Genomic DNA, 17,312 nt, shown 5'->3' with positions numbered 1-17,312 from the left:
GCTAGGCACCCTGATTCGGGCAGGCGACTGTACGAGAATGATGCGCACGCGGCTGGTCCGGCGCCGGCCGCGCCCAACCGAGAGGACCCGAGATGACCACCGCGACCACACGGAGAGTCAAGCGGCTTCCGCTGTTGGGCTGGTCGTTCATCTTCACCGTCTACTCGCTGTTGGGCATCGGGCTCATCGTGTTGATGACGGTGAGCAGTGCGCTGCTGGTCCTGACGGTCGGCCTGCCGCTGGTCGTGGGATTCGCCTACTCCATCCGCGGCTACAACGACGTCTATCGGCTCTGGGCCGGGCACATCCTGGGCACGTCGGTCATCCGCCCGTACCGGCCGATCCCGAAGGGCAACCTGTTCAGCAGGCTCCGCGTGATCGGCAGCGATCCCGCCACCTACCGGGACTACGCCTGGCTGTGGATCAACGCCATCCTCGGGTTCGCGATCTCCCTCGTGTCGCTCGCACTGTTCGCGTCCACGATCTTCTACGGCATCATGCCGGGCCTGGTGCAGATCGTCCCCGAGGGCGTTCTCGACCTGTACCTCGGGCCCGTCGAGGTCTCCCGCACCCAGAACACCCTGCTGTACTGGGTGTTCGCGCTGATCTCCTTCGGCCCGTGGTGGTGGCTGGCGCCAAAGATGATGGTGGGCTACGCGCGGCTGGCGGCAGTCATGCTCGGCATCAGCGAGCGCGCCCGCCTGTCGCTGCGGGTCGACGCGCTGGCCAGCTCCCGCGCCGAGACCGTGGGCACCCAGGCGGCGGAGCTGCGGCGTATCGAGCGGGATCTGCACGACGGTGCCCAGGCCCGGCTGGTGGCGCTGGGAATGAGCCTCGGGATGGCCGAGGAGATGCTGTCCAACAACCCGGCCGTCGCGCAGGAGCTGCTCACCGAGGCCCGCCAGTCGACCAGCCTCGCGCTGTCCGAGCTGCGGGACCTGGTCCGCGGCATCCATCCCCCGGTGCTCTCCGACCGAGGCCTGACCGGCGGCATCCAGGCCCTCGCCATCGGTAGCCCGCTTCAGGTGCAGGTCGACGTCGTGCTGCCCGCCAGGCTGCCCGCTCCGGTGGAGTCGGCCGCCTACTTCGCGGTCGCCGAGGTGCTCACCAATGCTGCGAAGCACAGCGGCGCCACCGAGGCATGGGTACGCGCACGCCACGTCCGAGGCTCACTCAGTGTGCTGGTCGGCGACGACGGCCGAGGCGGCGTCGTGCAGGACTCCGCAGGCGGGCTGCACGGGATCGAACGCAGGCTCAACGCCTTCGACGGGACGATGCACATCAGCAGCCCCGTCGGCGGACCGACGATCGTGTCGATGGAACTGCCGTGCGTGCCGGAGTGACCCCCGGTCCGCCCATGCTGAACACTCTCGATACAGCCGGGACCCGCGCCCGGACGAGTTCTCTCATCACCCTGGAGTCCGTGTGCGTGTCGTCCTCGGCGAAGACCTGGTTCTGCTCAGAGAGGGCCTGATCCGGCTGCTCACGGCCTATGACTTCGAGGTCGTCGAGGCAGTCGACAATGGTCCGTCGCTGCTGCGTGCCCTGGTGACCCATCGACCCGACGTCGCCGTGGTCGACGTGCGGATGCCGCCCACCTTCACCGACGAGGGCCTGCGGGCCGCCATCGAAGCCCGTCGTCAGTTGCCGGGTCTGCCGGTGCTGGTGCTGTCCCAGTACGTCGAGCAGCTCTACGCACGCGAGCTCATGTCGGACCGCAACGGCGGCGTGGGCTACCTGCTCAAGGATCGGGTCTCCCAGGTGAGCCAGTTCGTCGAGGCGATCCGCCGGGTCGCGGGCGGTGGCACGGCGATGGACCCCGAGGTCATCTCGCAGCTGCTGGCCACCAAGCCCGAGCCGCTGGAACGGCTGACGCCGCGCGAACGGGAGGTCCTCGGTCTGATGGCCGAGGGACGGTCGAACGCCGCGATTGCCGGGCGGCTGTTCATCAGCGAGAACGCGGTCGGGAAGCACACCAACAACATCTTCAGCAAGCTGGGTCTGCCCCCCTCGGAGGACGACAACCGTCGGGTCCGCGCGGTGATCGCCTACCTCGACGCCTGATCCCCTCGGGTCCCTCGCCGCGGTGGCAGGCGATGCCTCGGCCCGCGTCGGCAGCACGCCATCCCAGGCGGCGAGCGCCCCTCGTCGTCGCCGGCCGTCCGCGGCCCTGGTTAACCTTGCCGGAACGCTCGACCGACGGCTGGGGAGAAGATGACCGAGGCTCGCAGACTCGCCGATGAACTAACAGACGTCCTCTTCGACGTCGACCCGCTCAGCCCGACCCTGTTCGGCATTTCCGGACACGACAACACCCGGCTCGCCGACCACGGAGACAGCGCCTGGGAGTCCCTGCGCGCCCGGCTCTCCGACGTGGCCCGCCGAGCCGGTGAGATCGACCTGACCCCCCTCGACGCCGAGGATCGGCTCACCGTGGCCGTCGTGCGGCAGCAGGCGGAGTCCGCCATCGAGACCGGCGACCTGCGCAGCGCAGAGTTCACCATCACGGACTCCTTCTTCGCTCCTGCGGGCGAGCTGTTCAGCCTGCTGCCGATGATCACCCTGCCGGGAACCGCCCAGGCCCAGGACTATCTCGCCAGGCTCGAAGCCATTCCCGCCTTCCTTGCGACGCTCGCGGACGGGCATCGCGCAGGCATCGCCTCCGGCCGGGTACCGGTGGAGCACCTGGTGACCAAGACGATCGCCATGCTGGATCGCTACCTCGCCGATCCGGATGCCGACCCGATGGCGCAGCCCGCACCGGCCGAGGCCGATCCGGCCTTCGAGTCCCGCAGGCAGAAGATCCTGGCGGACACGGTCCGACCGGCGTTCGCCGAGTACCGCCGGGTCCTCGCCGAGGAGGTCGTGGCGCACGGCAGGCCCGTCGACCGGGTCGGCCTGTGCTGGCTGCCCGAGGGCGAGCAGGCCTACCGGGTGCTGGCGAAGTCCCACACCACCACCGATCGCACCCCGGCGGAGCTGCACCAGACCGGCAAGGACATCATCGCCGCGCTGGCCGAGGAGTACCGGGCGCTGGGCGCGAAGGTGTTCGGCACCGACGATCTCGCCGAGGTGTTCGAGCGGCTGCGCACCGACCCGTCACTGCGCTGGGCCGACGGCGATGAGCTGATCAACGCCGCCCGCGCCGCCATCAGTCGAGCCGAGAAGGTCGCGCCCGACTGGTTCGGCAGACTGCCCAGCCAGGGCTGTCTCGTCGAGCCGGTGCCCGAGGCGGAGGCGCCCGGCGCAGCGCTGGCCTATTACCTGTCGCCGGCACTGGACGGCAGCAGGCCCGGCACGTACTTCGCCAACACCTACCAGGCCGAGAAGCGGTATCGCTACACGGCCGAGGCCACGGCATTCCACGAGGCGGTACCCGGCCACCACTTCCAGATCACCATCGCGCAGGAGCTGTCCGACCTCCCGCTGGCCCGCAGGCTCGCCCCGCTCAACGCCTACCTGGAGGGCTGGGGGCTCTACACCGAGCGACTGGCCGACGAGATGGGTCTGTACTCCGACGACCTGTCGAAGTTCGGGATGCTGGCGCTCGACTCGATGCGGGCCGCCCGGCTGGTGGTGGACACCGGCCTGCACGCGCTGGGGTGGAGCAGGCAGCAGGCGATCGACTACATCATGGACAACTCCGCCATGGGGCTGTTGGAGGTCGAGAGCGAGGTGGACCGCTACATCGCCGCTCCCGGTCAGGCGCTGTCGTACATGGTCGGCAGGCTGGAGATCAACCGGCTCCGCGCCCGCGCCGAGGAGGAGTTGGGCGCGGACTTCGACATCCGGGCCTTCCACGACGTGGTGCTCGGCAGCGGGCCGCTGCCGCTGAACGTCCTGGACACCGTGGTCAGCGACTGGCTCACCGCAACCCGAGCCGCCTGAGAGCCTGTCTTTAATCCCCACTTTCCTGTTGCGCGGGGCCAGAGGGACCAAAGACAGGTTCTGAGGCAGGCGCCGGGGGTGGCCGTGTCGCCACCCCCGGACCGTCCCCGATGCCGGGACCAGTGCCCGCGCCGCCTCAGGCGATCCGGCGGGCAGCCAACCGCGAGGGATTCGGCCATCGGACATCATGGGCCCAGCCTGCCTGCTCGAACCAGCGGATCACCCGTGCACTCGGATCGAGCTGGCCGCGAAGGACGCCGTGTCGCGCGCAGGTGGGATCCGAATGGTGCAGGTTGTGCCAGGACTCGCCGAAGGAGATCACCGCAAGCCACCACACGTTGCGCGACCGATCCCGGACGGTGAAGGTCTCGTCGCCGAAGACATGGCAGATCGAGTTGACCGACCACGTGACGTGCTGGAGCAGGCCGATGCGGACCAGCGAGCCCCAGAAGAACGCGGTCAGCGCACCCTGCCATGACCAGGTGATCAGGGCGCCGACCAGTGCGGGCAAGAACACCGAGGTCAGTGCCCACACCGGGAACAGTCGGTTGACGCGGTTGATGTCGGCGTCGTCGACCAGATCGCGGGCGTACCGCTCCCGATCACCCCGTTCGGTGGTGAACAGCCACCCGACGTGGGCGAACAGCAGGCCCTTGGTCAAGGCCCTCGCACCGGTGCCGAACCGCCACGGCGAGTGCGGATCACCCTCCTGATCCGCGAACTGGTGATGCTTGCGGTGGGTGGCGACCCAGTCCGTCACGCTCATCTCGATCGCCAGGCTGCCCGCGACGGCCAACGCGATCCGCAGCGGCCGCCTGGCACGAAACGACCCGTGGGTGAAGTAGCGGTGGAAGCCGACCGTGATGCCGAGGCCGGAGACCAAGTACATCACGAGGAAGATCCCGACGTCGACCCAGCTGAGCAGCCCCCATGCCCAGGCAAGGGGCACCGCGACCAGCAGGGCCGCCAACGGGAGACCGACGTAGCCGACGAGCAGGGCACGCATCAGACCGGATGCGGGTTCCAACTCGGGATGCCCGGCCGGGGATTCCGCACCGGCCGGCGCTTTCCGCGACGGCGCAGACGCGGGCCGGGCGACCCGCCGAGTGGACACGGTCATGTTCGCTCTCCAGGCGTGCGGCCGAGGCGATGCCTCGGAGATGGGAACCTCGGTCGCGGATCAGGCCGTGCGGCGATGCACGAATGCCCGGCGATCCCGGCGGTGACATCGACCGCCGCGCGGTTGACCAGGTTGTCTGGCATCGAGACTACGAACGACGACGGCGACACACGAGCAGCCCAGGATGCCTGTTCACGGGGTGGCCAGCCCTACCTGTCGGGGCGCTCGGCGCTGCGGCTCAAGGCGCCCCCTGCGCGATGGCGCGGGGACCCGGGATCGATTGATCGGCGCGTACCGCGCACCGATGGGGGCGGCGGTGCTGGTCAGCCGGCGTTGTGCGGGTTCGCGGGTTCGCGGCTGACGGATTGGCGGTCGACGGATTCGGCGGCAGGCAGATTGGCCAAGGTGATGCGACGCGGCCTGAGACGGACGACGGCGGTCGAGCTGTCGATCGCGGACACCGACCTGGGGCTCACGGCTCACGGCTCACGGCTCACGGCTCACGGCTCACGGCTCACGGCTCACGGCTCACGGCTCACGGCTCACGGCTCACGGCTCACGGACGGCATCCAAGCCGCCCGAGCTCAGGCCCGCAGGCCCCCGATACCCAGGAGAAGACAGCCACTCACACCCGCAGCCGACGGGTGAGCACCGTACGGGCGGCGAGGTCGGCGTCGGCGGGATAGTCGACCTTGGCCAGGGTGAGTCCGTGGGCCGGGGCGACGCTCACCTCGTCCGCGCGCCGCCGCAGCGTCAGCAGGCTGCCGGGCCACTCCACCGGCCTTCGTCCGTCGCCGACGGCCAGCAACGCCCCGACCAGGCTGCGGACCATCGAATGGCAGAACGCGTCCGCCGAGACCTCCGCATGGACCAGATGCTCTGCCACCCGCGTCCAGTGCAGCCGCTCCAGGTCCCGCACCGTGGTCGCGCCCTCGCGGCGGCGGCAGAAGGCGGCGAAGTCGTGCTCGCCGAGGAGCCGAGCCGACGCGGCATTGAGCACGTCGACGTCCAGGCCGCCGTGCCAGCCGAGGGTGTCATGCCGAGCCATCGGATCGACGCCCCACGGGGCATCGGACAACCGATAGACGTAGTGCCTGCGCAACGCGGCGAAGCGGGCGTCGAACTCGGCGGGCACCACCCTGGCGGCGAACACCCGCACATCGCCGGGCAGCATCCGGTTGAGCCGCCGCAGCAGCTCGGCGGGCGTGCAAGCCAACGGATGAGTCGCAGGCAGGTCGAGATGCGTGACCTGGCCTGCGGCGTGGACCCCGGCATCGGTGCGACCGGCGACCGTCACACGGACGTCGAGCCGGGTCAACAACGACAACGCGTCTTCCAGTACCCCGCACACGGTCCGTCGAGTCGGCTGCCGAGCCCACCCGGAGAAGTCCGTGCCGTCGTAGCCGAGGTCCAGGCGAACACGAACGAGCCCGTCGTCCCCGGAGGGCACGGCGGGCTCGTCGGTGTCGCGCTGAGCAGACGTGATGGCTCAGTCCTTCTTGTCCTCGGCGCCCTCGTCCTCGGCGGCTGCGGGGGTCGTGGCCTCCGCAGCCGGGGACTCGGTCTCCTCGGCCTTGTCCGAGTCCTGCGCCGCAGCGGGCGCAGCCGGGGTCTCGGTCTTGGCGTCCGACGCGAAGGTCGTGCCGCGCGCGGCCTCGGCCTCGCTGGTCACGGTCTTCTCGTTCACCAGCTCGATGACCGCCATCTGGGCGTTGTCGCCCTTACGCGGCATGGCCTTGATGATCCGCGTGTAACCGCCGTCGCGGTCCACGAAGAACGGACCGATCTCGGCGACCAGCTTGTGCACGATGTCCTTGTCGCGGATCACCTTCATGATCTCGCGGCGGTTGTGCAGGTCACCGCGCCTGGCCTTGCTGATCAGCCGCTCGGCGAACGGACGCAGTCGTTTCGCCTTCGCCTGGGTGGTGGTGATCCGCCCGTGGGTGAACAGCGAGGTGGCCAGGTTGGCCAGCATCAACCGCTCGTGGGCGGGCGAACCGCCGAGACGGCGGCCCTTCGTGGGGGTGGGCATCCTTGCTCCTCTATCAAGATCCTCGACTGTCCGCGGCTGTCCTCTGCGGGACAGTCAGCGGATCTACAGCTGCTCGGTCTCGGCGTAGTCCTGGCCGTCATCGCCGTTACCGTCGGTGCCGTCTCCGTTGCTCGACCAGCCCTCGGCGGGGTAGTCGGCAGCGGCGGCGGACGGGTCGAATCCGGGGGGGCTGTCCTTGAGCGCGAGCCCGAGCCCCGCCAGCTTCATCTTGACCTCGTCGATGGACTTCGCACCGAAGTTGCGGATGTCCAGCAGGTCCGCCTCGCTACGTCCGACCAGCTCGCCGACCGTGTGGATGCCCTCGCGCTTGAGACAGTTGTACGAGCGCACCGTCAGGTCGAGGTCCTCGATCGGCATCGCGAACGCGGCGATGGTGTCCGCCTCGGCGGGCGACGGGCCGATCTCGATGCCCTCGGCATCGGAGTTCAGCTCGCGAGCCAGTCCGAAGAGCTCCACCAGCGTCTTGCCTGCCGACGCCACGGCGTCCCTCGGCGTGATGGAGGGCTTGCTCTCCACGTCCAGGATCAGCCGGTCGAAGTCCGTCCGCTGCTCGACACGGGTCGCCTCGACCTTGTAGGTCACCTTCAGCACCGGCGAGTAGATCGAGTCGACCGGAATCCGACCGATCTCGGCACCCGCCTGCTTGTTCTGCACGGCAGGCACGTAGCCCCGGCCGCGCTCGACGACCAGCTCGATCTCCAGCTTGCCCTTCGCGTTCAGCGTGGCGATGTGCAGATCGGGGTTGTGCACGGTGACGCCCGCAGGCGGGACGATGTCACCAGCGGTGACCGCACCAGGGCCCTGCTTGCGCAGGTACATGGTGACCGGCTCGTCCTCCTCGGAGCTGACGACCAGCTCCTTGAGGTTCAGGATGACGTCGGTGACGTCCTCCTTCACGCCCGGGATCGTGGTGAACTCGTGCAGCACCCCGTCGATGCGGATGCTCGTGACCGCAGCACCGGGAATCGAGGACAGCAGAGTCCGCCGCAGGGAGTTGCCCAGCGTGTAGCCGAAGCCCGGCTCAAGGGGCTCGATGACGAACCGGGAGCGGGTCTCGTTGACCGACTCCTCGGCCAGGGTGGGCCGCTGAGAGATCAGCACTGTGTTTGTTTCCTCTCCTCACGACGCCCGCTATTTGACGTCGATGGAACCGGGGACGCGGCGGCGCACTCATCGCACCGTCGCCAGACGTGCCTTCAGCGGGGCGGGCGCCGTGACGCCCACCCCGCTGAACGATCACTTCGAGTAGAACTCGACGATGAGCTGTTCCTGAACCGGCGTGTCGATCTGCGCCCGCTCGGGAAGCTGGTGCACGAGCACCCGGAGGATGCTCGGGACGACCTGCAGCCACGCGGGCGTGATCCGCTCGCCCAGGGTCTCCTTGGCGATGATGAACGGCGTGGTGCCGAGCGACTTCTGCTTCACGTCGATGATGTCGAACTTCGACACCTGGAAGCTGGGAATGTCGACCTTCTTGCCGTTCACCACGAAGTGGCCGTGGCTCACGAGCTGACGCGCCTGCCGCCGGGTCCGGGCCAGGCCGGAGCGGTAGATGACGTTGTCGAGGCGAGCCTCGAGAAGCTGAAGCAGGTTCTCGCCAGTCTTACCAGGACGCCGCGAGGCCTCCTCGTAGTACTTGCGGAACTGCCGCTCCAGGACGCCGTAGGTGAAGCGAGCCTTCTGCTTCTCCTGAAGCTGAAGCAGGTACTCGCTCTCCTTGATCCGCGCCCGGCCGTGCTGTCCCGGCGGGTACGGACGACGCTCGAAGGCCTGGTCGCCGCCGATCAGGTCGACCTTCAGTCGACGAGACTTGCGAGTCGCGGGTCCGGTGTAACGAGCCATGAGTGTCTTGTCTCCTTTCCCGCGCTCTTAGACCCGGCGCCGCTTGGGCGGCCTGCAGCCGTTGTGCGGCTGGGGGGTCACGTCCTGGATGGTGCCGACCTCGAGACCGGCAGCCTGCAACGACCGGATCGCGGTCTCCCGGCCGGAGCCGGGGCCCTTGACGAACACGTCGACCTTGCGCATGCCGTGCTCGGCGGCCTTGCGGGCCGCGTTCTCGGCGGCCATCTGGGCGGCGAACGGCGTCGACTTCCTGGAGCCCTTGAAGCCGACGTGGCCTGCGGACGCCCAGCTGATCACTGCGCCGGTCGGGTCCGTGATCGACACGATCGTGTTGTTGAAGGTGCTCTTGATGTGCGCATGACCATGCGCGATGTTCTTCTTCTCCTTGCGCCGGACCTTCTTGACCCCGGCACCGGAACGAGACTTGGGTGGCATGTCTGGTGTGCTCTCCTAGCTGCGCGCGAGGTGCTGCTACTTCCGGGTGGCCTTCTTCTTGCCTGCCACCGTCTTCTTCGGCCCCTTCATCGTGCGGGCATTGGTCTTGGTCCGCTGGCCACGAACGGGCAGCCTGCGGCGGTGCCGCAGTCCCTCGTAGCAGCCGATCTCGACCTTCCGCCTGATGTCGGCAGCCACCTCGCGGCGGAGGTCACCCTCCACCTTGTAGTTGTTCTCGATGTGATCCCGGAGCTTGACGACGTCCTCGTCGGTCAAGTCCCTGGCACGCAGATCGGGACTGATCCCGGTCGCGGCCAGCAGCTCTCGGGAACGGGTCCGGCCAATGCCGAAGATGTAGGTCAACGCGACCTCCATCCGCTTGTCGCGGGGGAGGTCGACGCCAGAAACCCGTGCCATACGGCGCGTTCTCCTTCATGTCACTCCAGGTCTGCTCCCCTACCGTCCCGCTCCTCGCGAAAGGAGCGGGCCCCGGCCTGGAGTCCGGGGGCGAGTCGACCGGATCCGAAGATCCGGCGACAGGTGTGGGGAGGCCTCTTGACTGTCGGTCGTCTGAAGAGACCTGTGGTGGAGCCTGTCGGGGCTGGTTCAGCCCTGGCGCTGCTTGTGACGCTTGTTGTCGCAGATCACCAAGACCCGGCCATGCCGCCGGATCACCTGGCACTTGTCACAGATCTTCTTGACGCTCGGCTGGACCTTCACGGTCGTGCTCTCCTGCTGCGCTCGATGCGCCCTCGCCGCGTTGATCGTCGAGAGCGATGCCGCTTAGCCCGGATGGTCATCCGGGCACCTGTGAGTGGCACAGAGGTCACTTGTAGCGGTAGACGATGCGCCCACGGGACAGGTCGTAGGGCGACAGCTCCACAACCACCCTGTCCTCGGGCAGAATGCGGATGTAGTGCTGCCGCATCTTGCCGCTGATGTGGGCCAGAACCTTGTGTCCGTTCTCCAGCTCCACACGGAACATCGCGTTGGGGAGCGGCTCGACCACGCGACCTTCGACCTCGATGGCCCCGTCTTTCTTGCCCATGTCCTCCGCGTTTCGTGACGGTGTCAGTTGTCTGCCCCTCCCGTCTCGGCTTGAAGGAGCAGGCCGAGGACCTAGGAGGGCGGGCACCCGTCGTGAGGACCGCGAGTCGTCTCATGTCGGCAGCCCCGGACTCGTCCGGGGCGGGACACGACATGTCACAAGGGGGCGACCGCCACCACGCAACACTCTAGAGACACGATGGACCAGCGCGACGAATGCGCCGTTGAGCCAGTGTAGTCGCCGCGTGAAGCGGACCGACAACGGCCCCTAACACATGCGGCGACGACGCCTGAATCGGGCAGGCTTCTTGATCACCGGGACCGGTGGCCTCGATGCCCGTCGCCCGCGCCGCCGCGATGCCCGGAGCGCCCTGACCTGCCGGAACGCTCCGACTCGAACGCGGGCCCGTTGATCCACTTCAGCGCGACCACGATGCCCCAGGGACCCGCGATCCAGAGCCACCACGGATACACCCAGGTCACTGTCATCCCGATGACCAGCCAGATGCTCAGGCTGACGCCGACGACCGAGGCCCAGGTCGCCGTCTCCTTCCGACGGGCGGCCACGAAGGAGGCGTCCACCTCCTTCGACACCGACTCCGCCGCCACGGGCACCGAGGAGGACGTCACGGGCGTCATCGGCGTCACCGACTGCGTCGGCACCGGAAGATCGGCGGTGATCGCGGCGAGGTCGCCGTAGGTGCGGGCCTGCCACGCCTGGCGTGTCCGGTCGTCGAACTCCATCATCGTGAGCCTGCCCTCGGCGTGCGCGGCGCTCAGGCGCTCCACGACCTGCCCGCGGTCGGTGTCCGACGCGCGCAGCTCGTCCTGGGAGTGCGACTCGCCCACGACGTCGATTCTGCCAGACGCACTCACCCTGACCACCCCGTTCGCCCCGTTGATGCCATCACATCACCCGTGTGACATCACCGAGGATACCGAACGACGTCACAATGGCGCCAGTGGCGTCACTCGGGTCGCGGCCTGCCGATGCCGGTCGCGTAGAGGACCCCGAGGACGCCGCCGGGTGGGAGCGCCACCCAGAGCCACCACGGGTACAGCTCGAAGGAGCCGAGGTCGATCAGGCCCCACACCATCAGGTTGACCACGGTGGCGCTCAGCCAGATGATCGTCAGCACGCGTAATGCGACACCGCCCGCGTCCTCGCTGAAGACCCGCCTGCGTGGTTTCGCCTGGTCCTTGCCCTGCGGCCGGGCCGGCGGCAGGTCGCGGGTCACCTTCGCCAGCTCACCGCCGGTCTTGGCGTCCCAGGCAGCCCGCACACGGGTGTCGAACTCGCCGAGGTCGATCAGGCCCTCGGCGTGAGCCCAGTGCAGGTGCTCCTGAGTCCGCTTCCGGTCGCGGTCGGACGCGCGCATTTCCTCGCGGCTGGGTGGCTCGGTCACGGGACTAGTTTCCCTCGTCCTCGACGGGCTTCGGGCCGAAACCCGAGCAAAGGCCGAACAAATGATCCTCACACGGTATCCGCAGGAAGTCGGACCGGACAACGTTCACTGCGACACCGCGACCTCAGGACCATCCGGGTCGGTACGGGCTCGAGGGCAGCCGGCTGCGCAGGCCGAGGAGGCTCGACGAGACCGAGCGGTTCCCCCGGCCCGCCACCCGGCGAGCAGGCCTGCCGACAACCCGCCGGGGATCAACCTGAGCGCGGCGGCGTCAGTCCTCCGGCGCCGTCAGCACCCAGGGACCGTCCTCGGTGACCGCGACGGTGTGCTCCCAGTGCGCCGCACGCGAGCCGTCGGCCGTCACCACGGTCCACTCGTCGTCGAGTTCCCTGGTCTGAGCAGTGCCCAGCGTCAGCATCGGCTCGATGGCCAGCGCCATGCCGACCTTGAGCTTCGGGCCCCGACGCGGCTTGCCGTGATTGGGGACGAACGGCTCCATGTGCATCTCGGAGCCGATCCCGTGCCCGCCGTAACCCTCGACGATGCCGTACTCGCGGTCGTCGCGTTCACAGGCCTGGACGGTCGCGACCTCGATCGCCCACGAGACGTCCCCGAGCCGGTTGCCCACCCGGACCGCCTCGATGCCCGCGAGCATCGAGAGCCGGGTGGCCTCGGAGAGCAGCGCATCGGCCGCCGACTCGGTGCCGACGGCCATGGTCACCGCCGAGTCGCCGTGCCAGCCCTCGAGGATCGCGCCGCAGTCGACCGAGATCAGGTCTCCGTCGGCGAGGATCAGCTCCCGCGAGGGGATGCCGTGCACGACCTGCTCGTTCACCGAGGTGCAGATCGATCCGGGGAAGCCGTGGTAGCCCTTGAACGACGGCACGGCGCCCGCGTCACGGATGAACTGCTCGGCGACCTCGTCGAGCTCGCCGGTGCTCACCCCCGCCCGGACCTGCGCGCCGACCGCCCGCAGGGCGCCCGCGACCACGAGACCGGCCGCACGCATGGCCTCGATCTCGCCCCTGGTCTTGAGCTCGATCCCGCTACCCCGTTTGAGCATCCGAACTCAGCCGCCCTGCCTGGCTCGCAACGCGCTCAGGGCGCGATCGGAGATCTCCTGCACCGTGCCGAGGGCGTCGATGACCACCAGCTTGTCCCGGTAGTAGTCGAGCAGCGGCTCGGTGCTGTCGTGGTAGACGTCCAGCCGCTTGCGGATGACCGTCTCCGTGTCGTCCGCCCGCCCGCGAGCGAGCATCCGGGAGACGACCTCCTCCTCGGGGATCTTGAACTCCAGCACCGCGTCCAGCTCGTGCTCGTCCTGGTCCTTGAGGATTCCGGCAAGCACGTCGGCCTGCCCGATGGTGCGGGGGAACCCGTCGAGCAGGAACCCCCCCACCGCATCGGACTCCCGCAGGCGCTGCCGCACCATCTCGTTGGTGACCTCGTCCGGAACCAGCGAACCCTCGTCCAGGTAGCGCTTGGCCTCGGTCCCCAGCGGCGTCCGATTGTCGATGTTGGCACGGAACAGCTCGCCGGTGGAGACGTGGGGAATCCCCAGCGCCTCGCTCAGCACAGCCGCCTGCGTGCCCTTGCCCGCGCCAGGCGGGCCAACAAGAACCAGTCGCACTACTTGAGGAACCCTTCGTAATTGCGCTGCATGAGCTGGCTCTCGATCTGCTTCACAGTGTCGAGGCCCACGCCGACCATGATCAGTACCGCCGTGCCGCCGAACGGGAAGTTCTGGTTGTTCCCGTCACCGGTGACGCTCAGGAAGAAGTTCGGCAGCACTGCCACGATGCCCAGGTACAGCGAGCCGGGCAACGTGATCCTGGACAAGACGAAGCTCAGGTACTCGGCGGTCGGCCTGCCGGGACGGATGCCCGGCACGAAGCCGCCGAACTTCTTCATGTCGTCGGCGCGCTCATCCGGGTTGAACGTGATCGACACGTAGAAGTACGTGAAGAAGATGATCAACAGGAAGAACAGGCTGATGTGCACCCAGCTCGACTGCGGCACCAGGTACTCGTCGACGAACCGTCGCCACCAGTTGTCCTCGCCGGAGAGCTGCGACAGCAGCTGCGGCAGGTAGAGGAGCGAGGAGCCGAAGATGACCGGGATGACGCCCGCCTGGTTGACCTTCAGCGGCAGGTAGGTCGAGGTCCCGCCGTACATCCGGCGGCCGACCATGCGCTTGGCGTACTGCACCGGGATGCGGCGCTGTGCCTGCTCGACGAAACAGACCGCGACGATGATCGCGAGGGCGAACACGCAGACCACGGTGAAGACGACGCCGCCTGCGGTCTGGAGGATGTTGCCACCCTCAGCCGGGATGCGGGCCGCGATCGAGGCGAAGATCAGCAGCGACATGCCGTTGCCGACACCGCGCTCGGTGACCAGCTCACCCATCCACATCAGGAGGGTGGCGCCCGCGGTCATGACGATGACGACCACGACGAGACTGAAGATCGAGTCGTCGGGGATGACGCGCTCGTTGCAGCCCTGGAACAGGGCGCCGGAGCGGGCCAGGGCGACGACGGTGGTGGCCTGAAGGACCGCGAAGGCGATGGTCAGGTAGCGGGTGTACTGCTGAAGCTTGGCCTGACCGGCCTGGCCTTCCTTGCGAAGCTGTTCGAAGCGCGGAATCACGACGCCGAGAAGCTGCACGATGATGCTCGCGGTGATGAACGGCATGATGCCGAGCGCGAAGACCGACAGCTGAAGAAGAGCACCGCCGCTGAACAGGTTGAGCAAGGAGTACAGGTTCTGGTTCTCGCCCTGTTCAGCCAGCCTGAGGCACTCCTGGATGTTCGTGGAGGAGACCCCAGGCGACGGAACGTTCGCCCCCAGCCGGTAGATCACCACGATTCCGAGAGTGAACAGAATCTTGCGGCGCAAGTCCGGCGTAGTGAGAGCCGAGCGGAAGGCGCTGAGCACGCGTGACCTCCTCGGCGTCGTCGGGTTCTCATTCCGACGATCGGCATAGGCCGGCACGGTGCCGGCAGTACACGGGCCTGGCGCGCACGCCAGGAACACTGCGTGCCTCCAGGCACGAAGCGTGTGCCGACTCTAACAGCAGGGTGGTCATGCCCCACAAGGTGCGCGGACGTATTGCGGGTGATCAGCCGCGCTAGACACGGGTTCCGGCGTGTCAACCGCCGAAGGCGGCAACGTCTGACGGCCGCCGGCGGGGCCAGACCGCGTATCCGGCACCGCCCGACGAGCGGATACGTGAGCGGATATGTGAGCGACCAGGCGTGACGCGAGGCAGGCAGCCGCAGACAGGCCAGGATTCCGGCGTTCCCCGGCCTCGGGGCGGTGCGATGTCCGGCCGGGGCCGACTCGCCGGGAGGATCACCGCCTGATTTCGCCCGGTCGGGTGATCATTGTCGTCGACGGCCACGCGCAGGCGGGCCGGCTTCCCCTCTGATCGCCGAGAGATGATCAGGTGCGGCTCTGGTCGGCTGACACGGACCTCGGGCGCAGGCGGGGGCCGATCGTCGTCGAGTTCGATGGTCACGACCGTGCCCGTCGGACCGACCTGCTCCGCGCCGAGGCGAAGCCGAGACGCCGATGGCGCAAGCCGCGCGTGTCACGAACTCCGGCGGGCGTCCGAGCACAGCAGTCGACGCGACATCCATCGATCAGATCGCGGGGCGATCCTCCGCCGCCGACGCCGTCCCGCTCGAAGGATCAGATCGGCACAGCAGCGACCGTGGAGAAGCCGGACCAGCCCAGCGCCGGGCCGTGGGCACCGACGACGGTACGGTTCGCGCCGTGACCGAACCCGCTGTCGTGCACGACATCAGGGCTGCTTACGACGCCGTTGCGCCCCGGTACGCCGAACTGTTCAGCAACGTGCTCGAGACCTTGCCGATGGAACGAGCGATGCTGGCCGCATTCGCCGAACTCGTGCGGGCCCACGATGCCGGACCGGTCGCCGATGTCGGCTGCGGCCCCGGCCACGTGACCGCGCATCTGCACGCGCTCGGGGCGACCGCCTTCGGCATCGACCTGTCCTCCGAGATGGTCGCCCTGGCCCGCCGGGCTCATCCGGATCTGCGGTTCGACGAGGGTTCGATGACCGCCTTGGACGTCGATGACGGGGTTCTCGGCGGCATTCTCGCGTTCTATTCCGTGATCCACACGCCACCGCAGCACGTGCCTGCCGTGTTCGCCGAGTTCCGGCGAGTGCTGGCGCCGGGCGGCCACCTGCTGCTCGGATTCTTCGCCGGTGACGACCCGCTGCCGCAGGAATTCGACCACAAGGTCACGCTCGCCTATCGATGGTCGCCCGGCAGCCTCGCGGAGTCGGCACGCCAGGCCGGGTTCGTCGAGGTCGCCCGGTTGGTGCGCGAGCCGCGGGAGGGCGAGCGGCAGTTCCAGCAGGCGCAACTGCTGGTGCGCAAGCCCGAGGAGCCCGGAGCGCCCCGCTAAGCCGTCATCGGCGATGGTCCTCGTAGGTCTCTAGTCACCCCGGTAGCCGAACCGGCCCCTGTCTGCGGTCCGGTCCGGCTCCTGGCGAGATCGGGTGGCATCGACCGCCGTTTCGTCAATGCCTGCCCGTCGTGGAGACCCGCAGTGTCACGAGCGAAGGTTGATGTTGGCGCGGGTGCCGTCCTTGGTGAAGGTGCCGTAGAGGCCGGTGCGGGTGGTGCCGGTGGTGAGGAAGGCGACGTAGTCGGTGTCGGCGTGCGGGCCCGCGACGTGGAAGACCGGGACGGTGCCTGCCTGGAGGGCGTACCACTGATCGACCACGATGCAGTCGGCACCCCACAGACCTGGGGCCGGGATCGTCTGGCCGACGGACTCCGTCTGGTTGGCGCGACCGATGACGGCGATGGCGTGTCCGAGGTTGCCCTGCTTCACACCGATGTACTCGATCACGGTGCCGTCGGCCAGGGGGCTGTTCTTGGCCGCCAGGATGGCGATGACCACGGTGTTGAAGCTCTCACAGACGCCGATGAAGGGGTGCCCGACGGCCCGCGCTGCGCCCCAGTCGAGGTAGGCCTTGACGCGTTCGGCGTGGGAGGGCGGAGTGTCGCCGTAGCCGAGGGACTTCGCCTTGATCGGCGGGATGACCGACAGCAGTGTGTCCGACCCGGGCGCGTACTGCACGATCCGTTTCCTCGGGTCCTTGCCGAACCTGGTCTGCACGCTCGGATTGATCGCGTTGTAGGGGTTGTCGATGTAGACGCCCTGATCGGGCCCGTTCACCGGATCGGCTACCGCGACCCCTAACGACGACGCCTGAATCCGTGTGGCGATCCGATCCTCGAGCGACTGCGCGTTGGTCATGTCCGCTCCTTCATCCGACTTCCTACCGAGATGGTTATCGGCAGCGGGACGCCGGGCCTGACGGGTCAGGCGAGGAGCTGGGACCACTCGTCGAGGGACGATTCATCCACACGTCCCGGACGAGGTCGCACACCGCCGGTCCGCCCAGGTGAGAAGCCACGTACGCGACGACCGGCTCCCATCGCCCACCATCGCCGTCCACGACCACGAACGGCAGGGCGGA

The 17,312-nt window shown here is 68.3% G+C and carries 19 protein-coding genes; 4 read left to right on the top strand and 15 right to left on the bottom strand.

Translation table 11 applies throughout. The annotated features are described in order from the left end of the window. The first annotated feature begins 92 nt into the window (after positions 1-92). The 3 genes from UA75_RS03255 (at position 93) to UA75_RS03245 (ending at position 3,888) form a co-directional block, all read left to right on the top strand. On the top strand, positions 93-1,343 hold the full coding sequence (locus tag UA75_RS03255; RefSeq protein WP_075738756.1) for a sensor histidine kinase: 1,251 nt from the start codon (positions 93-95) through the stop codon (positions 1,341-1,343). Positions 1,344-1,425: 82 nt separating this feature from the next. Next, positions 1,426-2,064, top strand: coding sequence for a LuxR C-terminal-related transcriptional regulator (locus UA75_RS03250; protein ID WP_075738754.1), 639 nt, complete (start codon positions 1,426-1,428; stop codon positions 2,062-2,064). A gap of 150 nt (positions 2,065-2,214) precedes the next feature. Next, positions 2,215-3,888: a DUF885 domain-containing protein gene (locus UA75_RS03245; RefSeq protein WP_075738752.1), complete on the top strand. Its 1,674-nt coding sequence runs from the start codon at positions 2,215-2,217 to the stop codon at positions 3,886-3,888. A 136-nt stretch (positions 3,889-4,024) separates the two neighbouring features. Here UA75_RS03245 and UA75_RS03240 read toward each other — a convergent pair whose 3' ends face one another. From UA75_RS03240 to secY, 14 genes are all read right to left on the bottom strand, one after another. Next, a complete protein-coding gene (locus UA75_RS03240) occupies positions 4,025-5,008 on the bottom strand; it encodes an acyl-CoA desaturase (RefSeq protein ID WP_075738750.1) in 984 nt (327 codons plus the stop codon). A 625-nt stretch (positions 5,009-5,633) separates the two neighbouring features. Then, on the bottom strand, positions 5,634-6,458 hold the full coding sequence (truA, locus tag UA75_RS03235; RefSeq protein WP_232237609.1) for a tRNA pseudouridine(38-40) synthase TruA: 825 nt from the start codon (positions 6,456-6,458) through the stop codon (positions 5,634-5,636). Between the two features lie 39 nt (positions 6,459-6,497). Further along, a complete protein-coding gene (rplQ, locus tag UA75_RS03230) occupies positions 6,498-7,040 on the bottom strand; it encodes a 50S ribosomal protein L17 (RefSeq protein ID WP_075738746.1) in 543 nt (180 codons plus the stop codon). 63 nt (positions 7,041-7,103) lie between these two features. Beyond that, the gene (locus UA75_RS03225; RefSeq protein WP_075738745.1) at positions 7,104-8,162 is read right to left on the bottom strand and encodes a DNA-directed RNA polymerase subunit alpha; all 1,059 of its coding nucleotides are present in this window, start codon (positions 8,160-8,162) and stop codon (positions 7,104-7,106) included. Positions 8,163-8,297: 135 nt separating this feature from the next. Further along, entirely contained in the window at positions 8,298-8,903 is a 606-nt protein-coding gene (gene rpsD, locus UA75_RS03220) for a 30S ribosomal protein S4 (RefSeq protein ID WP_075738743.1), read from the bottom strand. 27 nt (positions 8,904-8,930) lie between these two features. Further along, positions 8,931-9,338, bottom strand: coding sequence for a 30S ribosomal protein S11 (gene rpsK, locus UA75_RS03215; protein ID WP_075738741.1), 408 nt, complete (start codon positions 9,336-9,338; stop codon positions 8,931-8,933). 36 nt (positions 9,339-9,374) lie between these two features. Beyond that, complete coding sequence (rpsM, locus tag UA75_RS03210; protein WP_075738739.1) at positions 9,375-9,755, bottom strand: 30S ribosomal protein S13; 381 nt, start codon at positions 9,753-9,755, stop codon at positions 9,375-9,377. A gap of 189 nt (positions 9,756-9,944) precedes the next feature. Continuing rightward, a complete protein-coding gene (gene rpmJ / locus UA75_RS03205; RefSeq protein ID WP_069846422.1) occupies positions 9,945-10,058 on the bottom strand; it encodes a 50S ribosomal protein L36 in 114 nt (37 codons plus the stop codon). Positions 10,059-10,164: 106 nt separating this feature from the next. Beyond that, positions 10,165-10,386 carry a translation initiation factor IF-1 gene (gene infA / locus UA75_RS03200; RefSeq protein WP_005166804.1) on the bottom strand — a complete coding sequence of 74 codons (222 nt, stop codon included), beginning with the start codon at positions 10,384-10,386 and terminating at the stop codon, positions 10,165-10,167. 311 nt (positions 10,387-10,697) lie between these two features. Continuing rightward, positions 10,698-11,234, bottom strand: a complete 537-nt coding sequence (locus UA75_RS03195) for a DUF1707 domain-containing protein (RefSeq protein ID WP_075738737.1) — start codon at positions 11,232-11,234, stop codon at positions 10,698-10,700. Between the two features lie 119 nt (positions 11,235-11,353). Further along, positions 11,354-11,791 (bottom strand): DUF1707 domain-containing protein, encoded by a 438-nt coding sequence (locus tag UA75_RS03190; protein WP_075738735.1) that lies wholly within the window; start codon positions 11,789-11,791, stop codon positions 11,354-11,356. Positions 11,792-12,062: 271 nt separating this feature from the next. Continuing rightward, a complete protein-coding gene (map, locus tag UA75_RS03185) occupies positions 12,063-12,854 on the bottom strand; it encodes a type I methionyl aminopeptidase (RefSeq protein ID WP_075738733.1) in 792 nt (263 codons plus the stop codon). 6 nt (positions 12,855-12,860) lie between these two features. Continuing rightward, a complete protein-coding gene (locus UA75_RS03180; protein WP_075738731.1) occupies positions 12,861-13,421 on the bottom strand; it encodes an adenylate kinase in 561 nt (186 codons plus the stop codon). Beyond that, complete coding sequence (secY, locus tag UA75_RS03175) at positions 13,421-14,728, bottom strand: preprotein translocase subunit SecY (RefSeq protein ID WP_075738729.1); 1,308 nt, start codon at positions 14,726-14,728, stop codon at positions 13,421-13,423. Before secY ends, UA75_RS03180 begins: the two co-directional genes overlap by 1 nt. 840 nt (positions 14,729-15,568) lie before the next feature. Here secY and UA75_RS03165 point away from each other — a divergent pair. Continuing rightward, positions 15,569-16,228 (top strand): class I SAM-dependent methyltransferase, encoded by a 660-nt coding sequence (locus UA75_RS03165; RefSeq protein WP_075743350.1) that lies wholly within the window; start codon positions 15,569-15,571, stop codon positions 16,226-16,228. 147 nt (positions 16,229-16,375) lie between these two features. Here UA75_RS03165 and UA75_RS03160 read toward each other — a convergent pair whose 3' ends face one another. Continuing rightward, on the bottom strand, positions 16,376-17,089 hold the full coding sequence (locus tag UA75_RS03160; RefSeq protein WP_075738725.1) for a hypothetical protein: 714 nt from the start codon (positions 17,087-17,089) through the stop codon (positions 16,376-16,378). Between the last annotated feature and the right edge of the window lie 223 nt (positions 17,090-17,312).

Origin of the sequence: Actinoalloteichus sp. GBA129-24, from assembly GCF_001941645.1 — a bacterium.
GTDB lineage: Bacteria > Actinomycetota > Actinomycetes > Mycobacteriales > Pseudonocardiaceae > Actinoalloteichus_A > Actinoalloteichus_A fjordicus.
Note: the sequence above shows the minus strand (reverse complement) of the source record. Positions and strands in the feature narration are given on the sequence as shown.